Below are 19,545 nucleotides of genomic sequence, written 5' to 3' on the forward strand. Positions count from 1 at the left end.
GGAATTTCGATGCCATACCGCCCCAAGTCAACCATGGAACAATGGCGCATACTGCAAGCTGTAGTGGATGCGGGGGGTTATGCTCAGGCCGCTGATTTATTGAATAAAAGTCAGTCTTCACTGAATCATGCGGTAGCGAAATTGCAGTATCAGCTGGGTGTGGAACTGCTGGAAGTCAAAGGCCGTAAAGCCTTTTTAACCTCAGCGGGTGAAGTGATGTTACGCCGCTCCAGGTTGTTAACCCAACAAATTGAAGATTTGGAACTGTTGGCTTCCAATATTAATGTCGGATGGGAGCCAGAAATTCGCATTGCGGTGGAATTGATTTACCCGAAAAAATATTTGTATCAGGCATTGGCCAAGTTCCATCCTGTTTCCCGTGGCAGCCGCATTCAGATCATAGATACTGTGATCACTGGCTCCACTGAAATGATTATTGAACACAAGGCAGATTTAGTCATAGCAGCATCACCCAGCGTACCTAAAGGTTATATAGGTGAACCTTTGACTGTGACCCAGATGCTGCCCGTGGTGGGGCAAGCTCATGTGCTGGCACAGCAGCCAGAACTGGATTTAAATGAACTGAGTCAACATTTACAGATAGTGATCCGGGATACGGCCAGCAAACCTAAAGATGTAGGCTGGCTGCGGGCGGAACAACGCTGGACTGTAAATAATTTTTTTGAAGCTATAGATATACTGAAAAGCGGTATTGGGTTTTGCTGGTTGCCTGGATTTCTGATCGAAGATTTGGTCAAAACCGGCGTTCTGGTCAGCCTTCGTATTCCATTAAGTTCAGCCCGTGTTGTGCCTTTAGCTTTAATTACACCCAAAGAAGAAACATTAGGGCCTGGCAGCCGTCAGTTACGAGAGCTGTTATTAGCCGAACATAAAAACTACCAGTCAGGGGATAATAATGAATCACCAAGAAGTTACTGAATTAATGAAAGTGACAGCACAGGATGCTGTTGTTTATGCGGCAGAAGAGCATCAGGTGCTGCTGGATTTCAGCCTGGACAGCTTAACCCTGGTCGACGAAATACTCAGCGAGCTGTACTTACGTCAACAGGAACAACGTCATGCAGATGACTTACTGTTCACTTTGTCCAACGTATTTGGTGCTTATACAGGTGAAGTTTTTATTCATCATGTCGGTGGTCAGTGGTATCACGATGAATCAAACCCTGAAGCGCCCTACATTTGCGTACGTTACAACGGTAAAGAATTTCCTTTTGCTTCTTTGGTTTATCACCAGATTGCCAAAACCCCAAGTGCCAGTTTACGTAATTATGTCGGCCAGGCCATGAACAATGTGATGCAATAACAGGTCTTTGGCACAGAGTTCTGAGGCTGTTCCAGTCGCATTCGCAGACGCTGTGCAGTAAATCCTTTTGTCTGGCGGCTTTACAAGGTAAAATGCCGCCAATTTTTTTGGACCTTCACTTTTTAGCCATTTGGGGATTGCCGTGAGCGAGCAAAAAACGTCGTTAAGTTACAAAGACGCTGGTGTGGATATTGATGCCGGTGAGGCCTTGGTTGACCGTATTAAAGGTGCAGTAAAACGCACAACCCGTAAAGAAGTAATGGGCGGTTTAGGCGGCTTTGGTGCTTTGTGTCAAATCCCTGCTGGCTATAAAGAGCCGGTACTGGTATCGGGCACTGACGGTGTCGGTACTAAATTGCGTCTGGCGATGGACTTAAAACGCCATGACGGTGTAGGTATCGACTTAGTGGCAATGTGTGTCAATGACATAGTGGTTTCAGGTGCTGAACCTTTATTTTTCCTCGACTACTACGCCACTGGCAAGCTGGATGTAAATACTGCTGCTACTGTTGTTGAAGGCATAGCTAAAGGCTGTGAGCTGGCTGGTTGTGCTCTGGTCGGTGGTGAAACTGCTGAAATGCCAGGTATGTACCATGGCGAAGATTACGACATCGCAGGTTTTAGCGTAGGCGTGGTTGAGAAGTCTGAAATTATCGACGGCAGCAAAGTAAAAGCCGGTGATCAGCTCATTGCATTAGCCGCCTCTGGTCCTCATTCCAATGGTTTTTCGTTAATTCGTAAAGTGCTGGAAGTCAGTGGTCAGGATCCTCAAACCATGCTGGAAGGCAAAACTATTGCCGATCACCTGTTAGAACCTACCCGCATTTATGTAAAAAACCTGCTGGCTTTGATTAAATCTATGCCAGTACATGCTTTGTGCCATATCACGGGCGGTGGCTTCTGGGAAAATATTCCCCGGGTATTACCAGAAAACACTCAGGCAAAGATTATCGAGAGCAGCTGGCAGTGGCCTGCTATTTTCAGCTGGTTACAACAGCAAGGTAATGTGGAACGTTATGAAATGTACCGCACCTTTAACTGTGGTGTAGGTATGATCGTTGTTGTTCCTGCCAGTCATTTAGATGCAGCTTTAGCCCAGTTAAAAGCAGCAGGCGAAAACGCCTGGCACTTAGGTGAAATCAATCAGGTTGCTGCGGATCAGGCTCAAGTTGTAATTGAAGGCTAAATCCATCCATGAAATCTATTGTAGTATTGATTTCAGGCAGTGGCTCCAATCTGCAGGCTATCTTAGATGCCTGCAGTGCTGGGTTTATCGCTGGTAAAGTCACAGCTGTTGTATCAAACAAAGCCAAAGCTTATGGCCTGGAGCGGGCCAAAAAAGCCGGAGCTGCAGCATTGGTGCTTGATCATAAAGCTTACGCAGACCGGGCGTCTTATGATAGGGCTTTGATTGAAACTATTGATCAGCATCAACCTGATCTGGTAGTGCTTGCTGGTTTTATGCGTATTTTAACGCCTGAATTTGTACAGCATTATCAAGGCCGCTTACTGAATATTCATCCTTCGTTATTGCCGAAATATCAAGGCTTGAATACCCATCAGCGCGCTATTGATGCAGGGGACACTGAACATGGCTGCTCAGTGCATTTTGTTACGGCGGAGCTGGACGGCGGTCCTGTCATTTTACAAGCCAAGGTTCCGGTGTTTCCGGGCGATGATGCGGATGTAGTGGCACAACGTGTACACGAACAGGAACATCGTATTTATCCATTAGTTGTACGCTGGTTTTGTCAGAACCGTTTACAACAGCAGTCAGATAAGGCATTGTTAGATGGCCTTTTATTGTCTGACCATGGATATGCAAATGACCAGGATGACGAATAAATGGCGCCTTAGTGCGTCATTTTTTTTACTCTTTTCAAGCCTCTTATCTGCTGAAGAACCTGCAGCAGTGCCTTCAGCTCAGTTATCAACTTTTGAAGCCAGCTACAATGTATTGCGTTCCGACAAAAAACACGGTGAGGCCAAACGTTATGTCAAAGTCACTGAACAAGGTTACGAGTTGGGCTACAGCAGTGATATCAGTTGGCTGATTTTCACAGACAAACGTTCAGAACAATCCTTTTTCAGCATCAAAGATGGCCGCATTCAGCCCGGCCGTTATGTAATGAAGCGCACTGGCTCAGGCCCTAACCGTTATTACGAGTTAAACCTGAACTGGGAGAACAAAGAGCTAAGGGTTGGAAAATCTAAAAAAGTTAAAGCGGTGCAATGGAACGAGCAATGGCTTGACCCTTTGAGTTACCACAGCCAGCTGGCTTTGGATTTAAAAGCCGGGAAAACTGAATTTGTTTATCAGGTACTGAACCGCCATGGTGAAGAACGTAAGTACAGCTTTAAAGTGGCTGGCGAAGAATGGTTATCTCTGCCCTACGGCAAAGTAAAAGCGATACGGATTGAACGCACAGGCACAGGGCCTGACAAACAAGTGTTAGCCTGGGTAGCACCGGAACTGGATTATTTGTTGGTGCGTTTATGGCAGGCTGAAGACAAGGTCGAACAGTTTGATATTCAGCTGGCGACTTTAAAGCAATAAAATATCTTAACCAGAGCCGCTTATTGCGGCTCTCCTGCTTTAAACAATTGTGAATGGCCACTGCTCATCATCTGCCATTGCTCATTTGAGGTCAGTGGCAAAGTCGCAATAATAGTCACTACATCCTTTTCAGTGGTTTCTTTTGAAAAATCAATATCCACATCCACATCGGACAACAGCGCCACACCAAAAGGCGCTCTTCTTGTGATCCAATGCAGTTTGGTGCTGCAATACGCCAGCAAGTAATCGCCATCTGATATCAACAAATTAAAAACACCTAACTGCTGCAAAGCCGGACACAAGCTAGCAAGGTAATCAAAAGCCTGCTTCATCTCTGCAGGTGGTGTAGGGAACTGTTGTTCGAGCGCATTGAGCAGATAACAAAACGCATGTTCGCTGTCGGTTTGTCCTACCACAAGATGTTTGCCGGTCGCTAAAGCTTCAAAACCATGCAACTGACCATTGTGGGCATAAGTCCAGTAACGCCCCCATAAAGTGCGGGTAAAAGGATGTGTATTTTCAAGCCCCACTCCACCGCTGTTCGCCTGACGGATATGCGCCACCACAGTGGTACTTTTAATGGGGTAGTCACTGATAAGCCGCGCAATTTCAGACTGATAACTCGGATCGGCATCTTTAAAAGTACTAACCCCTTTGCCCTGATAAAAAGCCACACCCCAGCCATCTTTATGTGGACCCGTCTTGCCACCCCGCTCCCTTAAGCCTTTAAAGCTAAAACAGATATCGGTCGGCACATTGGCTGACATTCCTAATAACTCACACATAAATCAGATAGCTTCCTATACTTGGTAACACGACAGACTGAAGCTGCAACAAAAGTTGACAGTAAACCAGACTGCAAAGTAAGGAATTACTTGCATCTTTGCAACAGGCACACTACTCTAAGCCAACAGTGGTCAGACCTCTAGTTCTCAGGAGTAAATTATGGATGTGTTATTTTTTTGGGTAGCCTTGCTTGGCACAGTCGCCGTGCTCGCCTACCACAGAGCAAGTTTAACTATGTTTACAGCCGTCATCGCTGCTTTATTAGCTATTGCAACTTTCACTGATACAGTGGGTGTGGTCAGCTGGATCCTGTTTTTAATAGTCGCAGTACCATTAAATGTGGCCAGCATACGCCAACAGTACTTAACCAAACCGCTGCTGAAGATGTACCGCAAAATTATGCCGGAAATGTCGACCACAGAAAAAGAAGCCATCGATGCCGGTACCACCTGGTGGGAAGGCGATTTATTTCGTGGCACGCCAGACTGGCACAAACTGCACAACTATCCAAAGCCACGTTTAAGTGCAGAAGAGCAAGCGTTTTTAGATGGCCCTTGCGAAGAGTTACTGGCTATAGTAGACGACTGGCATACCACGCACGAACGTGCTGATTTATCACCAGAGGTGTATCAGTACCTGAAAGATCATGGTTTCTTTGCGATGATCATCAAAAAGCAATACGGTGGTCTGGAGTTTTCTGCTTATGCCCAGTCATGTGTACTGCAAAAATTAACCAGCAAAAGCATGGTGTTATCCAGCGTCGTTGGTGTGCCTAACTCTTTAGGCCCTGGTGAGCTGTTACAACATTATGGTACTAAAGAGCAACAGGATCATTACCTGCCTCGTTTAGCCAAAGGTTTAGAAATTCCTTGTTTTGCTTTAACCAGCCCGGAAGCAGGCTCTGATGCAGGCGCTATTCCGGATGTGGGTATTGTTTGTAAAGGCGAATGGGAAGGTCAGGAAATTATTGGTATGCGCCTGACCTGGAACAAGCGTTATATCACGCTGGCTCCTATTGCCACTGTATTGGGTTTAGCCTTTAAAATGCATGACCCGGACGGATTATTAGGCGATCAAAAAGATTTAGGCATCACTTGTGCTCTGATCCCGGTCTCAACGCCTGGCGTTAAAATTGGCCGTCGTCACTTCCCGCTGAACGTACCATTCCAGAATGGTCCTACTCAGGGTGAAGAAGTTTTTGTTCCACTGGACTACATCATAGGTGGACCAAAAATGGCCGGTCAGGGCTGGCGTATGCTGGTGGAATGTTTGTCAGTAGGCCGGGCTATCACGCTGCCGTCAAACAGCACTGGTGGCATCAAGGCAGCCGCTTTGTTAACAGGTGCTTATGCCCGTATTCGTCGTCAGTTCAAACTGCCTATAGGTAAAATGGAAGGTATTGAAGAAGCACTGGCTCGTATTGGTGGTTATGCCTATATGGCAGAAGCCTCGACTACTATGTCGGTAGGTTCTATCGACTTGGGCGAAAAACCATCTGTGATTTCGGCTATTACCAAGTTCCATATGACAGAGCGTATGCGTCAGGCCATTACTGATGCTATGGATATTCATGGTGGTAAAGGCATCTGTATGGGCCCAAACAACTATTTAGCCCGTGGTTATCAGGGCGCTCCAGTTGCTATCACTGTGGAAGGTGCCAATATTCTGACCCGTAATATGATTATTTATGGTCAGGGTGCTATTCGTTGCCATCCTTTTGTATTGGCGGAATTACAGGCTGCTGGTTTAGAAGATGAACGTGCTGCAGTCACTGCTTTTGATCATGCGTTATTTGGTCATATTGGCTTTAGCATCAGCAACTTCTTCCGTGCTTTATGGTTAGGCTTAAGCAATTCAGCCTTTTCTTCAAGCCCTTATGCAGATGCCACGGCTAAATACTACAAACAAATGAACAGATACAGTGCTGCGTTGGCGTTAATGTCTGATGTTGCTATGGGTACTATGGGTGGTGACTTAAAACGCCGTGAGCGTATCTCTGCCCGTTTAGGCGATATGTTATCCATGTTGTATCTGACCTCTACTGTACTGAAGCGTTATAACGACGATGGCCGTCCGGCGCAGGATTTACCTTTAGTGCAATGGGCTTGTGAAGACAATATGTACAAAGCTCAGGTCGCTCTGGATGAAATGCTGGATAACTTCCCGAATCGTGTTGTAGGTTCAGTTCTTGGCAAGCTGCTATTCCCTTGGGGTCGCACTTTACGCAAGCCTTCTGATCAGCTGGATCATCAGGTGTCCCGTATTATGCAAACACCTTGTGAAGCCCGCAGTCGCTTAGGTACTAATCTTTACCTGACGCTGGAACCAAACAACCAGATCGGTTTAATTGAAAAAGCTCTGACCGACATTCTGGCCGCCGAACCTATCTTCGACAAAGTGGTGCATGCTGCCAATAAACGTCTGCCATTCTTCCGCTTACACGAAGTCGCAGCTTTAGGTTTAGAGCTGGGTGTGATCACTGAAGCTGAAGCAGAGAAGCTGCGGGTGGCTGAACAAGGCCGTCTGCACACCATCAACGTGGATGATTTTGATCCAATTGAACTGGCTGCTGATAAATCATTATTTGATGAAAAGCCAAAAGCAAAATCTGTAGCCGCTTAAGCTGCAACTGCTCAAATCGAGCCTGCCCTGTGCAGGCTTTTTTTATGCCTGTGAAAATACGGGGTTCAGAGATTTAGATAAAGATAAAGGTAAAGATCAGGAAGAGCATTAAACAGAAGGCAGAGAGTGCGGGGGGTTGTGGTATGCAATGTTGCAGCTTTTCAGAACACCAGAAAGCAAAAAACAGCATTGCTGCTGTTATTTTTACTGGGAGAATGGTCGGTGATGCAAGATTCGAACTTGCGACCCCTTGGACCCAAACCAAGTGCGCTACCAAGCTGCGCTAATCACCGACATATAACCTCTTCTAAATGGGGTGGCTGATGGGGCTCGAACCCACGACAACCGGAATCACAATCCGGGACTCTACCAACTGAGCTACAGCCACCACGGTAGAACTTTCTTCATGTTGCAATGGCGCGCCCGATAGGACTCGAACCTATGACCCACGGCTTAGAAGGCCGTTGCTCTATCCAGCTGAGCTACGGGCGCCAAATTCGAGGCCGCTAGGCTCTCTTAAATGGTCGGTGATGCAAGATTCGAACTTGCGACCCCTTGGACCCAAACCAAGTGCGCTACCAAGCTGCGCTAATCACCGACTTCGCTACACTACTGCAACGGGGCGGAATATTACAGCCCAACCCTTGGAGCGTCAAACCTTTTTTGCAGCTAAAAAACTGATTGCTTAATATTTGAACCTATTTGCTGTAAAAGGCATCAATAGCGCGAAAATATGCTGTTTTTTTAACTTTTTACGCCACTTAAACTGATCTGCTTGGCCTCTTTGCCGTAGCTGTGCGAAAATACAAATCCTCAGGTTTCAGGTCAACAGAGCAGTTTTATGGCAGCACAAATCATAGATGGCAAAGCGGTAGCTCAATCTACCCGTCAACAGGTCGCATTAAGAGTTCAGCAACGCCTCGCAGCAGGGAAAAGAGCTCCTGGCCTTGCGGTAGTACTGGTAGGTATGGATGCTGCGTCTCAGGTCTATGTAGGCAGTAAACGTAAAGCCTGTGAAGAAGTAGGTTTTGAGTCCTTTTCTTATGATTTGCCTTCAAGTACCACTCAGCAACAGTTATTCGATTTAATCGACACTCTAAACGCCGACACTAAAGTGGACGGTATTCTGGTGCAATTGCCTCTGCCAGCCGGCTTAGACGCTTCTGCCATTCTGGAACGCATTCATCCACTCAAAGATGTCGATGGTTTCCATCCTTACAATATTGGCCGTTTGGCTCAGCGTATGCCTGCCCTGCGCCCTTGTACACCCAAAGGCATCATTAAGCTGCTGCAAAGCACTGGTATTCAAATCCGTGGTATGGATGCTGTGGTTGTAGGAGCCTCTAACATTGTAGGCCGCCCTATGGCATTGGAGCTGTTATTAGCAGGTTGCACTACAACCGTCTGCCATAAGTTCACCAAACAGCTGGAACAGCATGTACGCCGAGCTGATTTAGTGGTGGTGGCTGTAGGCAAGCCTGAATTTATTCCGGGCGACTGGATTAAACCTGGTGCGCTGGTGATTGATGTGGGTATTAACCGTTTAGAATCCGGCAAACTGGTTGGTGATGTTGAATTTGATAAAGCCAAAGAGCACGCGCGTTTTATTACGCCAGTGCCTGGTGGTGTAGGCCCTATGACAGTAGCTTGTCTGATTGAAAATACTTTAGAAGCCTGTGAGCAGTTCCACGATCAATAGTCAGATGCAACCATAAATGAAAAAGGGGCAGAGCTAAAACTCTGCCCCTTTTTATTGGAGACTATTAACCCCGGCGCCAGGTCGTTATGCCAGCTTTATCTTCCAGAATAATACCCTTAGCAACCAACGCATCACGGGCAGCATCAGCTGCAGCCCAGTCTTTGTTCGCTCGTGCTGTATTACGCTGTGCGATTAATGCTTCAATTTCCGCCACATCATCAGAATCCGTGCCTGATTGTAAAAAGGTCTCTGCATCGCCCTGCAAAATACCCATCACACTGCCGAGTTTGATCAAAAGGCCTGCCAGCTGTGAGGCTTTGGCTGGATCTGTGGCTTTTTCTTTGTTGATATCACGCGCCAGTTCAAATAACACAGGCAAAGCCAGGGCTGTATTGAAGTCATCATCCATAGCCGCACTGAAGGTTTTGACATAGTCATTGTTCATATCAACATCTGCCGCAGGCTTGACCTCACGCAAGGCTGTGTATAAACGGCCTAAAGCAGAATGCGCCTGCAGTAAGTTTTCAGCCGAATAATTCAGCTGGCTGCGGTAATGGCTGGAAATCAGGAAATAACGCACAGCTTCAGCGTTGTAATCTGCCAGTACATCTTTCACAGTAAAGAAGTTGCCTAAAGATTTAGACATTTTTTCTTTATCCACCTGCACCATACCTGTATGGATCCAGGTATTAACGTACGGCGTGTCATGCGCGCAGCAAGACTGAGCGATTTCATTTTCATGGTGCGGGAACTGTAAATCTGAACCACCGCCATGAATATCAAAATGCTTACCTAAATGTTTTGCACTCATGGCCGAACATTCGATATGCCAGCCTGGACGGCCTTCTCCCCAAGGAGATGACCAGCTTGGCTCGTTTGGCTTGGCCATTTTCCACAAGACAAAATCCAGCGGATCGTCTTTGGCCTGATCAATTTCAACCCGGGCGCCTGATTGCAGCATGTCCAGATTCTGCTGACTCAACTGACCATAAGCTTCGTATTTACTGACATCAAACAGCACATCACCATCAGAGGCTATATAGGCATACCCTTTCGCCACCAAAGTTTCTATCAGCTCAATAATTTCGGCCATATGAGTGGTGACCCGGGGTTCAATATCGGCAGGCATTAACCCCAGAGCTTTAAAGTCATCGTGCATAGCGACCGTATAACGAGCCGTTAAAGCGTCACAGCTTTCACCGTTTTCATTAGCTCTTTTGATAATTTTGTCGTCTACATCTGTGATGTTACGCACATAAGTCACATCATAACCGCTGAAACGTAAGTAACGGTTCATCACATCAAAAGCGACATAAGTACGGGCGTGGCCAACATGACAGAAATCATAAATAGTGATGCCGCAGACATACATAGAAACTTTGCCAGGCACTAAAGGCACAAAAGACTCTTTTTTACGGGTCAGGGTGTTAAAAATCTGCAGCATGGGCTCCTCGGGAAATCATCAAATCATCGGTCACAAAGTGCAACAGTGTAACATTAGCAAATGCCTTGAGCTATCCTCGCTTTGTCGCTTTGTTCAATCCCCAGAGGATACTGAATTCTTCATCTTGAAGTTACTTGGGTATATACGACAGCTGCGGTACACTATCGCCGTTTTTAAGCCACAGGAGATGATCATGGTTAGCTTACATACCAATTTTGGTGTTATTAAACTGGCATTATTTGCCGACAAAGCCCCTGCAACAGTCGAAAACTTTTTGAATTACGTAAAAGAAGGTTTTTATGACAACACCATTTTTCACCGTGTGATCAATGGCTTTATGATCCAGGGTGGCGGTTTTACTCCTGACATGGAACAAAAAGAACCAGGCAATCCAATCAAAAACGAAGCAAATAACAAAGTGGCTAACAAAGCCGGCACTGTGGCCATGGCCCGTACCAGCGACCCGCATTCTGCGACTTGCCAGTTCTTTATCAACGTGGCCAACAACGACTTTTTAGATTTCAGCTCTGAAACTTCTCAGGGTTGGGGTTACTGTGTATTCGGCGAAGTAGTCGAAGGTATGGATGTGATCAACAAAATCAAAACTGTGTCCACTGGCCGCAAGTTTGGTCATGCTGACGTACCAAACGATGCAGTGATCATCGAAAAAGCAGAAATCCATGGCTAAAGGCCACAGCCTTTTTATTGCCGATCTGCATTTAAGTGAACAACGCCCGGATATTACCGCGGCGTTTTTGCTTTTTTTACAGCAAAAAGCCGCAGAGGCCGATGCGCTTTATATTCTGGGCGACTTGTTTGAAGTCTGGATTGGTGACGATAACCCTTCGCCTTTACTGGCTGAAGTTGCTACTGCCATCAAAGCTTTAACCGACAGCGCGATACCCGTCTATTTTTGCCACGGCAACCGAGACTTTTTGCTTGGCCAAAAATTTGCCAGGCGCTCTGGCATGCAGTTGCTTGAACCTCTGACCGTGGTTGATTTATATGGCACCCCAACTTTACTGATGCACGGAGATTCGCTCTGCACTCTGGATATTGGTTATCAGAAGTTTCGGGCCTGGTGGGATCAAAAGTGGTGGCAAAAGCTAATACTGTCGTTACCGCTGTGGTACCGGCAACATCTGGCACGCAAAGCACGCCGTGTCAGTGCCATGGATAAACAAGGAAAAACATCCGACATTATGGATGTAACGCCGGATGAAGTGCCTAAAGTCATGGCTCAGTATCAGGTGCAGCATTTAATTCATGGTCACACCCACAGACCTGCAGTGCATTCATTGCAAGGTGCCGATGGCAGCGCAGCACAACGTTATGTGTTAGGTGACTGGTATAGCCAAAGCTCTTATCTGGATGTTTCCGCCTCTGACTGGCAATTGCACTTTAACCCCCTGTCCCGGGCCCAGGCTTCAGAATAAACAGCGTACTGAGATTTTTATGAGTTTTACCGAATTACTTCAGCCCATTCACCAGTTTCTCCAGTGTGAGACGCCAGACAGCTGGTTAGTGGAAGCACAAAAGCCAGAACGGCTGCCTGTGCTATTACAGGACCACTTGATCTGTGAATTAAAAGCGGCTCAAACCGCTATGTATCTGCTGCGCCGTTATGCCTGTGATAAAGACAGCTCTTTAACTTTACTGAACTGGCTAAAGCCTTTTGAAGATTTTGCTTATCGTTTTAACGGTGATATTCAAAGTTTAAAGCAGGCTGAAAAACTGAATAAAAGCATTATAGGCCGTTCTGATTTTGCTCACTCGGATCGTATTATCGATCGCATGGTGTTACTGATCCGCGAAGAACTGCATCATTTTTGTCAGGTGCTGGAGATTATGCTGGACAGAGGCATTCCCTACGAAAATATCACCGCCAGTCGTTACGCTAAAACCCTGATCCAGAACTGCAAAACCCATGAACCGCAAATTCTGATCGATAAACTGATATGTGGCGCTTATATCGAAGCCCGCTCCTGTGAGCGCTTCGCTAAACTCGCTGAATTTGTTGACCCGGAGTTAGCCAGCTTTTATACCTCTTTGCTACGTTCCGAGGCCCGGCATTTTGCGGACTATCTGGAACTGGCTCAGGTGATCTCCAAATCCGATATTACAGAAAGAGTTCGCTTTTTTGGTAAGCTCGAAGCTGAACTGATCTCAAGCCCTGATGCGGATTTTAAGTTCCATAGCGGTACCCCCATTACGGCCATTTAAGGCCGTTATTTCTAGCCATTTAAACCTCTGTAACTGCTGCTCTGAACCAGCTTTGCTCTGCTTACTACAGATTTTCTGCTTTAAACTTGACGAACCTCGTTCTATTAGCCATAACAAAGGTAAGGGTTTGTTCTGTGCCCTGTAATGAACAACGTAGTAGCCAAGGATAACAACTATGATTTTAAACCACTTATGGGGACTGTATGCCCATCCGAAAGAAGAATGGCATACGATAGACGCTCGTCACGAAAGTTTCAGATACAGTTTAATTCACATCCTGCTGATTGCCTTAATCCCTTCTCTTTGCGCTTATTATTCGGCAGTACACATTGGCTGGAGCATAGGTGTGGGTGAACCAATACGTTTAACTGCAGACAGCGCCATGATGCTTTCTGTGGCTATGTATATCGCTTTGATAGGCGGAGTCTTCGCGCTGGCTTATCTGGCACACTGGATGGCTCATACTTTTGGTTCTGAACCTACTTATACCCAGACATTGGAATTAGCCTCTTACACTTCCACACCACTGTTTATGGTAGGTTTTGCAGCTCTATTCCCTGAACTTTGGTTTGTGATGCTGGTGGGTTTGGCAGGCTTAACCTACTCGGTGTATTTGCTTTATGTAGGCGTGCCTATTCTGATGCATATTCCTGAAGAGCGTGGCTTTATTTATGCCAGTTCAGTAGTCACTACAGGCTTAATTCTGTTGGTTTGTGTGATGACAGCTACGGCTATTTTATGGAGCTCAGGTTTCGGTCCGGCATTTACTCATTAGCTTGTACATGAATAACTTTTTAAAACCGCGATTTCAGTAAAGCAAAAGGGGCCAGTTTTTAACTGGCCCCTTTATTATTCAGACAAATTCTCAGGCTCTCGCTCTGAAATTTAGTTACCTTCGTTATGCAAATCTAAACTTGCAGATAACTCGGCCTCTTTTCTGCGTTTGGACGCTTCATTACGTTGTGCATCCAGACGGTTCAGGTAGGCCTGGTCAATATCGTTCGTCACATAAACGCCGTCAAAGACTGAAGTTTCAAAACGTTTTAGCTCAGGGTTTTCAGAACGCACTGCATCAACTAAATCTTCCAGTGACTGGAAAATCAAACCATCAGCACCAATGATTTTGCAGATACTATCCACATCGTGACCATGGGCAATCAGCTCGTTGGCTGATGGCATATCAATACCGTAGACGTTCGGAAAACGAATTTCCGGCGCAGCTGAGGCGAAATACACTTTTTTGGCGCCCGCTTCACGCGCCATATCGATGATTTGCTCTGAGGTAGTACCGCGCACTATAGAGTCATCCACCAGCAATACATTTTTGCCTTTGAATTCCTGCCAAATAGCATTCAGTTTACGTTTAACTGATTTTTTCCGTTCACCCTGACCCGGCATAATAAAAGTACGGCCAATGTAACGGTTTTTCACATAACCCTGACGGTATGGCAGGCCTAGCTCATGGGCAATTTGTAAAGCCGCATCGTTACTGGTCTCAGGAATCGGAATAACCACATCAATATCTAAATGTGCCCATTCTTTTTTGATTTTTTCACCGAGTTTTTTACCCATGGCAACACGGGATGCGTACACAGAGACATTGTCTATGGTCGAATCAGGACGGGCAAAATACACATATTCAAAAATACAGGGCGCATAGCTTGGGTTTTCAGCACATTGCTGGCTGAACAACTCGCCTTCTTCTGTGATATAGACAGCTTCACCTGGCGCTACATCTCGCAGCACGGTAAAACCGTCGGCATCTAAAGCCACGCTCTCAGAAGCCACCATATATTCAGTGCCAAGCGCAGTTTCACGTTTACCCATCACCAGAGGACGGATGCCGTTTGGATCACGAAACGCCACTAATCCATGGCCAATGACGACAGCCACCACCGCATAACCACCACGGATTTTACGGTGTAAATTGGCGACGGCACGGAAAATATGGTCAGGGTTCACATGCATATCAGCATGAATATCCAGCTCATGGGCAAAAGCGTTTAACAAAGCTTCTGAATCTGAGTTGGTATTGACATGGCGACGGGCGGTGCGGAATAACTCGTCTTTTAATTCTTCCGAATTGGTCAGGTTACCGTTGTGCGCCAAGGCTATACCAAAAGGGCTATTGGTATAAAAGGGCTGAGCTTCAGCCGTACTGGCAGAACCCGCTGTTGGGTAACGCACATGGCCTATGCCCATATTGCCAGACAAACGCTGCATATGGCGGGCTTCAAATACGTCTTTCACTAAGCCATTGGCTTTGCGTAAGCGTAAGGTTTTGTTGTCTACTGTCACTATGCCGGCGGCATCCTGACCACGGTGCTGCAACACAGTTAAACCGTCGTACAACGCCTGATTGACCGGATACTTACCTACGATTCCAACAATACCACACATCGATTATTTCCTCGCCACGCTTAGGGTCGCTGCATAAAACTGGAATGGGCTTTGATGTACTCAAAAAACCATTCAATGATAAAACCAAATTCGGGTATCAATGTGGACGCTTGCCACCAGTCGGTTTGATCCGCAGTAGTAAAAGCATCCAGGAAAAATAACAATGCACTAACCACCAGCACACCACGCAGGGCGCCAAAGATCAGGCCGAGTAATCTGTCGGTGCCAGATAAACCTGTAGATTCAACCAAACGGCCAATCAGGTAATTAATTAAGGCACCAAGAATAAGAGTAGAAATAAACAGAACAGCAATGGAGACCGCATTACGCACCAGTGCGTCTTGCAATTCAGTGAAATAGGTTGCCAGATAGGGGTAATAATAACTGGCAACAAAAAAGGCCAGTATCCAGATAATCAGTGAAACCGCTTCTTTGGCAAATCCCCGGACAAGACTGATAACAGTCGACAGGCCGATAATTGCCAGAATGGCATAGTCAATCCAAACCATTTGCTACCAAAGGATGCTTAAGGACGGCGCGCATTCTACCAAAACACGCGCCTGAACACCTAATTATTTTCGATAGGCTTAAAAGCCGTCAGCTTCAGACCTTGAGTTCCGGTCAGTTGCTGCAGTTGAGGCAGTTTTTGTTCCAGACGTTCTTTCTTCAGTTCAGGCCCCACCACTACGCTCACCATAGATTGACCCTGCGCATTGGTGGTTGAACGGGTAAAAGTGGTAAAACCTGCTTCTTTTAGTTTAGCTACTAAGGCAGTGGCGTTTTCTGTTTTACCAAAACTGCCTACCCGCACTATCCAGGCTGTTTCATTAAGAGCCGGATTACCTTTGGGTTCAACTGGTGGTTCTGCAACAGGCGAAGCGGCTGTGCTTGTCACAGGCGCTAAGGGGTTTTCAGTCGGCACAGGTATTGGATCTGTGGTTGCGTCCTCTGAAGGCTCCGCCACCATAGCAGCACTATCTGTAACAGCTTCGCTGCCGACAGCTCCGGCTGTGACTTGTGCAAAGCTATTATCAGGTAAGCCAGCATCAGCCGCAGGTTCGTTGACCGGAGTTGCCAGTAATTCCTGTTGTTTTTCAGCTAATTGCTGTTTAGTAAATACCTGTTCCTGCTGCACAGTAGCGAATTCCGGACGTTCCGGAATAGCTTTAAATTCATCTTTTACTACCTGTTTTTGCCCATCCAGCAAATCGGGTAAAAAAACAATGGCAGCAATAATTAAAATGCTGCTGCCAATTAAGCGGTTTTTAAAGGCGCTGGTCATACATCTGTCTCCTTTTGCAGCGCTAGAACTGCCGACACTGTAACAAAAGAGCCGAAAATCACCAATAAATCATTAGCCTGCATGGATAACAGCGCTTGTTGGTAACCCGACTCTAAATCTGAATAACAGGAATAACTGCTTTGTGCCGGTAACTGCTCCACAAGCATAGTCGCCGAAGCACCACGAGCACCTGGCAAGTCCACCAGATGCCAGTGATCCGCAAGCTGATGAAAAGGCGCCAGGCTTTGCTGAATGTCTTTGTCTTTTAACATGCCCACCAGCAGATGCACCCGAGCATACCCTGCTTTGATGAACTGCAGCTGAGCCGCCAGATAACCGGCAGACTGTGGGTTATGTGCTACATCTAACAAAATGCCGGGGGTTTTGCTCAGCCACTGCATTCGTCCTGGCAAGCTCAACTCTGCCAGAACCTGAGCAGCTTGTTGCTGTGAAGGTAACAAAGCCAAAGCTTCAAGTGCAGTAAAGGCAGTGGCAATATTTTGCAAAGGGACTGAGGTCAGAGGTAAAGCATCTAAACGGCTCTGTACACCTTGCCATGCAAAACTCGTTTCTGTAACGCTGTAATGATAATCCGTATTGATACACAGCAGTTGGGCAGCAATATCCTGACTGTACTTCAGTACCGACTGTGGAATATCAGTCTCACCTATCACAGCAGGCTTGTTTGTGCGAAACACACCGGCTTTTTCACGGCCAATGCTTTCTCTGTCCGGACCTAAATAATCCTGATGATCTAAATCGACAGTGGTCAGAATGCTTAAATCAGGTTCGATAATATTGGTCGCATCCAGACGACCGCCTAAGCCCACTTCAATCAGGCATAAATCCGGTTGCTGCTGCTTAAGCAAATAAAAAGACGCCAGCGTGGTGAACTCAAAATAGGTCAGCTCGATATCACCACGCAATTGCTCGATAAAAGTAAAAGCCTCACACCAAAGGCTGTCGGCCACATCTTCACCGTTGATACGCAGGCGCTCGTTAAAGCTAAGCAAATGAGGAGAGCTATATACACCCACAGACAAGCCTTGCACACGACAGAGCTGCTCAAGAGTACGGGCTGTGGTGCCTTTGCCGTTGGTGCCAGCGATCAGGATTTTTTTGCCCGGCAGCAGATGCAAATCAGCACGCTGAGCAATCTTCAGCACACGGGCAAGCCCCAGCTCAATCTGATGTTGCGGATGTTTTTGTTCTATATAACAAAGCCAATCCGTCAGGGTTTGACAGGATTGGCTTGCAGGCGATAAAAGATTGGTCATAACACCTTATTAGGCGACGCGGTGTTCCTTGGCAGGAGCTGGCCATCGCATGAATTTAGCCACAAGTCGCGCAATTGTATCGCGCATTTGGCGGCGGTCAACAATCATGTCGATAGCACCGTGTTCCAGCAGGAATTCACTGCGCTGGAAACCTTCAGGTAATTTTTCACGTACTGTCTGCTCTATAACACGGGGACCGGCAAAACCGATCAGAGCTTTTGGCTCACCAATGTTTAAATCGCCCAGCATCGCCAGACTGGCTGATACACCACCCATAGTAGGGTCTGTCAGTACAGAGATATAAGGTAAACCTGCTTCGCTCAGCTTGGCTAAAGCCGCGCTGGTTTTGGCCATTTGCATCAAAGACATTAAAGCTTCCTGCATACGCGCGCCACCACTGGCAGAAAAACAGATAAAAGGCACTTTGTTTTCAATGGCGTATTCAACACCTTTAACAAACTTTGCACCTACTACAGACGCCATAGAGCCGCCCATAAATGCAAATTCAAATGAAGCAACCACTACAGGCATGCCCAATAAAGTGCCGCGCATCACCACCATGGCATCTTTTTCATTGGTTTCTTTTTGCGCAGCGATAATACGGTCTTTGTATCTTTTGCTGTCTTTAAATTTCAGCAGATCCTGAGGCTCTAACTCTGCAGCAAGTTCCACCATACCACCGGTATCAAGGAAATGATTTAAACGGTCTCTGGCACTGATGCGCATATGGTTGTCACATTTAGGACAAACCCCTAAGTTCCGATCCAGCTCTGCCTTGTACAACACAGCGTCACAAGAGGTACATTTAGTCCAGACCCCTTCAGGAATATTTCGACGGGATGAAGACGAAGTTCTGGGCAGAATTTTTTCTAACCAACTCATAGTTGTTCCTTGGTATCGCAGCAGGGCTTGAGCCCAAACTTAGTTTATTGTGTAAAAAAGCGCCGATCATGCGGCTAACGGCGCTTATTAAAGCACAAAGCCATGATAGAACCTATAGCTAACTGGTCGTAGTTGTTAGCAGAAGCTATCCGGCAGGAACAGAGGTCCCAGTGGCATTTTCGGGATACCAAAATGTTCTGGGTAGTCCACATCCACCAGGTACAAGCCTTCAGCTTTCGCCGTTGCCGCGGCTAAAGTGCGATCTTTAGCCGCCAGCAACCGGGCAATCCACTCCGGCTCTTTTAATCCCATACCCACCTGTAACAAACTGCCAGTGATATTACGCACCATATGATGCAAAAAGGCGTTGGCTTTAATATCCAGCACAATAAACTGCCCCACCCGACTTAAATGCAGATGCATCAGATTACGGAAAGGGCTGTGCGACTGACACTGGATAGCACGAAATGAGGTGAAATCATTTTCGCCCAGCAAATGGACAGCAGCTTGCTGCATCAGTTCAATATTTAAATCCTGATGATAGTGACTTAAGCCAGCGCCCAAAATGGCGGGTCTGAATTTGTTGTTATAAATGACATAACGATAGCGGCGGGCTGTAGCAGAAAAACGGGCATGAAAGTCTTCCGACACTTCTTTTGCCCAGCGAACTGCTATGCCATCCGGCAGATTGGAGTTTGCGCCCATGATCCAGGCTCGCATATCACGTTTGACATCGGTATCAAAATGCACCACTTGGCCGGTTGCGTGCACACCAGCGTCAGTGCGGCCAGCACAGGACAATTCGATCCTTGTATTAGCCACTTTGGATAACGCAGCTTCCAGATGGCCCTGTACACTTGGCACTTCACGTTGCCTTTGCCAGCCAAATAAACCTACACCGTTGTATTCGATACCTAACGCAATTCGCATTCTGACTCCCATCACTTAGGGGCGGAAGTATAACTCAGGGATTACAGGAAACTCACGAATTTTAACGGTTACAAGCGAAGCTCGGTATAAAAAACAGAAGCATGATTTGATTTTGTGGC

General features: G+C 46.6%; 19 protein-coding genes and 4 tRNA genes. 11 read left to right on the forward strand and 12 right to left on the reverse strand.

The features are described from left to right. Positions 1-9 precede the first annotated feature (9 nt). The 5 genes from RHEIN_RS12035 (at position 10) to RHEIN_RS12055 (ending at position 3,881) form a co-directional block, all read left to right on the forward strand. On the forward strand, positions 10-939 hold the full coding sequence (locus tag RHEIN_RS12035) for a LysR family transcriptional regulator (RefSeq protein WP_008899245.1): 930 nt from the start codon (positions 10-12) through the stop codon (positions 937-939). Further along, a complete protein-coding gene (locus RHEIN_RS12040; RefSeq protein ID WP_008899246.1) occupies positions 917-1,324 on the forward strand; it encodes a hypothetical protein in 408 nt (135 codons plus the stop codon). The genes RHEIN_RS12035 and RHEIN_RS12040 overlap by 23 nt, the downstream gene beginning before the upstream one ends. A 142-nt stretch (positions 1,325-1,466) precedes the next feature. Further along, positions 1,467-2,510, forward strand: coding sequence for a phosphoribosylformylglycinamidine cyclo-ligase (purM, locus tag RHEIN_RS12045; RefSeq protein WP_008899247.1), 1,044 nt, complete (start codon positions 1,467-1,469; stop codon positions 2,508-2,510). Positions 2,511-2,518: 8 nt separating this feature from the next. Beyond that, positions 2,519-3,169, forward strand: a complete 651-nt coding sequence (purN, locus tag RHEIN_RS12050; protein WP_008899248.1) for a phosphoribosylglycinamide formyltransferase — start codon at positions 2,519-2,521, stop codon at positions 3,167-3,169. Then, entirely contained in the window at positions 3,150-3,881 is a 732-nt protein-coding gene (locus tag RHEIN_RS12055; protein ID WP_040555140.1) for a DUF3108 domain-containing protein, read from the forward strand. Before purN ends, RHEIN_RS12055 begins: the two co-directional genes overlap by 20 nt. A 20-nt stretch (positions 3,882-3,901) precedes the next feature. Here the strand turns inward: RHEIN_RS12055 and RHEIN_RS12060 are convergent, their stop codons facing one another. Next, positions 3,902-4,666: a class II glutamine amidotransferase gene (locus tag RHEIN_RS12060; RefSeq protein ID WP_040555138.1), complete on the reverse strand. Its 765-nt coding sequence runs from the start codon at positions 4,664-4,666 to the stop codon at positions 3,902-3,904. Between the two features lie 160 nt (positions 4,667-4,826). Between RHEIN_RS12060 and fadE the strand changes: the two genes are divergently transcribed. Further along, positions 4,827-7,289 carry an acyl-CoA dehydrogenase FadE gene (gene fadE / locus RHEIN_RS12065; protein WP_008899251.1) on the forward strand — a complete coding sequence of 821 codons (2,463 nt, stop codon included), beginning with the start codon at positions 4,827-4,829 and terminating at the stop codon, positions 7,287-7,289. Positions 7,290-7,505: 216 nt separating this feature from the next. Here the strand turns inward: fadE and RHEIN_RS12070 are convergent. The 4 genes from RHEIN_RS12070 to RHEIN_RS12085 all read right to left on the reverse strand — a co-directional run bounded on the left by RHEIN_RS12070 (position 7,506) and on the right by RHEIN_RS12085 (position 7,887). Beyond that, positions 7,506-7,582 (reverse strand) — tRNA-Pro (locus RHEIN_RS12070). Positions 7,583-7,601: 19 nt separating this feature from the next. Continuing rightward, positions 7,602-7,677, reverse strand: a tRNA-His gene (locus tag RHEIN_RS12075). A 27-nt stretch (positions 7,678-7,704) separates the two neighbouring features. After that, positions 7,705-7,781, reverse strand: a tRNA-Arg gene (locus tag RHEIN_RS12080). A 29-nt stretch (positions 7,782-7,810) separates the two neighbouring features. Next, positions 7,811-7,887: transfer RNA gene (locus RHEIN_RS12085), tRNA-Pro, on the reverse strand. Positions 7,888-8,130: 243 nt separating this feature from the next. On the opposite strand from RHEIN_RS12085, the gene folD reads away from it, so the two are divergent. Further along, the gene (folD, locus tag RHEIN_RS12090) at positions 8,131-8,988 is read left to right on the forward strand and encodes a bifunctional methylenetetrahydrofolate dehydrogenase/methenyltetrahydrofolate cyclohydrolase FolD (RefSeq protein ID WP_008899252.1); all 858 of its coding nucleotides are present in this window, start codon (positions 8,131-8,133) and stop codon (positions 8,986-8,988) included. Positions 8,989-9,052: 64 nt separating this feature from the next. Here folD and cysS read toward each other — a convergent pair whose 3' ends face one another. Further along, complete coding sequence (cysS, locus tag RHEIN_RS12095; RefSeq protein ID WP_008899253.1) at positions 9,053-10,432, reverse strand: cysteine--tRNA ligase; 1,380 nt, start codon at positions 10,430-10,432, stop codon at positions 9,053-9,055. Positions 10,433-10,625: 193 nt separating this feature from the next. Here cysS and RHEIN_RS12100 point away from each other — a divergent pair, with 193 nt between their 5' ends. The 4 genes from RHEIN_RS12100 to RHEIN_RS12115 all read left to right on the forward strand — a co-directional run bounded on the left by RHEIN_RS12100 (position 10,626) and on the right by RHEIN_RS12115 (position 13,430). Further along, the gene (locus tag RHEIN_RS12100) at positions 10,626-11,120 is read left to right on the forward strand and encodes a peptidylprolyl isomerase (protein WP_008899254.1); all 495 of its coding nucleotides are present in this window, start codon (positions 10,626-10,628) and stop codon (positions 11,118-11,120) included. Then, on the forward strand, positions 11,113-11,868 hold the full coding sequence (gene lpxH, locus RHEIN_RS12105) for a UDP-2,3-diacylglucosamine diphosphatase (protein ID WP_008899255.1): 756 nt from the start codon (positions 11,113-11,115) through the stop codon (positions 11,866-11,868). Before RHEIN_RS12100 ends, lpxH begins: the two co-directional genes overlap by 8 nt. A 19-nt stretch (positions 11,869-11,887) precedes the next feature. Beyond that, positions 11,888-12,655: a tRNA isopentenyl-2-thiomethyl-A-37 hydroxylase MiaE gene (gene miaE / locus RHEIN_RS12110; RefSeq protein ID WP_008899256.1), complete on the forward strand. Its 768-nt coding sequence runs from the start codon at positions 11,888-11,890 to the stop codon at positions 12,653-12,655. 175 nt (positions 12,656-12,830) lie between these two features. After that, the gene (locus tag RHEIN_RS12115) at positions 12,831-13,430 is read left to right on the forward strand and encodes a Yip1 family protein (protein WP_008899257.1); all 600 of its coding nucleotides are present in this window, start codon (positions 12,831-12,833) and stop codon (positions 13,428-13,430) included. 110 nt (positions 13,431-13,540) lie between these two features. Here the strand turns inward: RHEIN_RS12115 and purF are convergent, their stop codons facing one another. From purF to truA, 6 genes are all read right to left on the reverse strand, one after another. Continuing rightward, the gene (purF, locus tag RHEIN_RS12120) at positions 13,541-15,055 is read right to left on the reverse strand and encodes an amidophosphoribosyltransferase (protein ID WP_008899258.1); all 1,515 of its coding nucleotides are present in this window, start codon (positions 15,053-15,055) and stop codon (positions 13,541-13,543) included. Between the two features lie 20 nt (positions 15,056-15,075). Next, positions 15,076-15,564, reverse strand: coding sequence for a CvpA family protein (locus RHEIN_RS12125; RefSeq protein ID WP_008899259.1), 489 nt, complete (start codon positions 15,562-15,564; stop codon positions 15,076-15,078). Between the two features lie 59 nt (positions 15,565-15,623). Then, positions 15,624-16,337 carry an SPOR domain-containing protein gene (locus RHEIN_RS12130; protein ID WP_008899260.1) on the reverse strand — a complete coding sequence of 238 codons (714 nt, stop codon included), beginning with the start codon at positions 16,335-16,337 and terminating at the stop codon, positions 15,624-15,626. After that, entirely contained in the window at positions 16,334-17,614 is a 1,281-nt protein-coding gene (folC, locus tag RHEIN_RS12135) for a bifunctional tetrahydrofolate synthase/dihydrofolate synthase (RefSeq protein WP_008899261.1), read from the reverse strand. Before folC ends, RHEIN_RS12130 begins: the two co-directional genes overlap by 4 nt. Positions 17,615-17,623: 9 nt before the next feature. Continuing rightward, a complete protein-coding gene (gene accD / locus RHEIN_RS12140) occupies positions 17,624-18,496 on the reverse strand; it encodes an acetyl-CoA carboxylase, carboxyltransferase subunit beta (RefSeq protein ID WP_008899262.1) in 873 nt (290 codons plus the stop codon). 135 nt (positions 18,497-18,631) lie between these two features. Continuing rightward, positions 18,632-19,426, reverse strand: coding sequence for a tRNA pseudouridine(38-40) synthase TruA (gene truA / locus RHEIN_RS12145; RefSeq protein ID WP_008899263.1), 795 nt, complete (start codon positions 19,424-19,426; stop codon positions 18,632-18,634). Between the last annotated feature and the right edge of the window lie 119 nt (positions 19,427-19,545).

It is taken from the genome of Rheinheimera sp. A13L, from assembly GCF_000217935.1.
GTDB lineage: Bacteria > Pseudomonadota > Gammaproteobacteria > Enterobacterales > Alteromonadaceae > Pararheinheimera.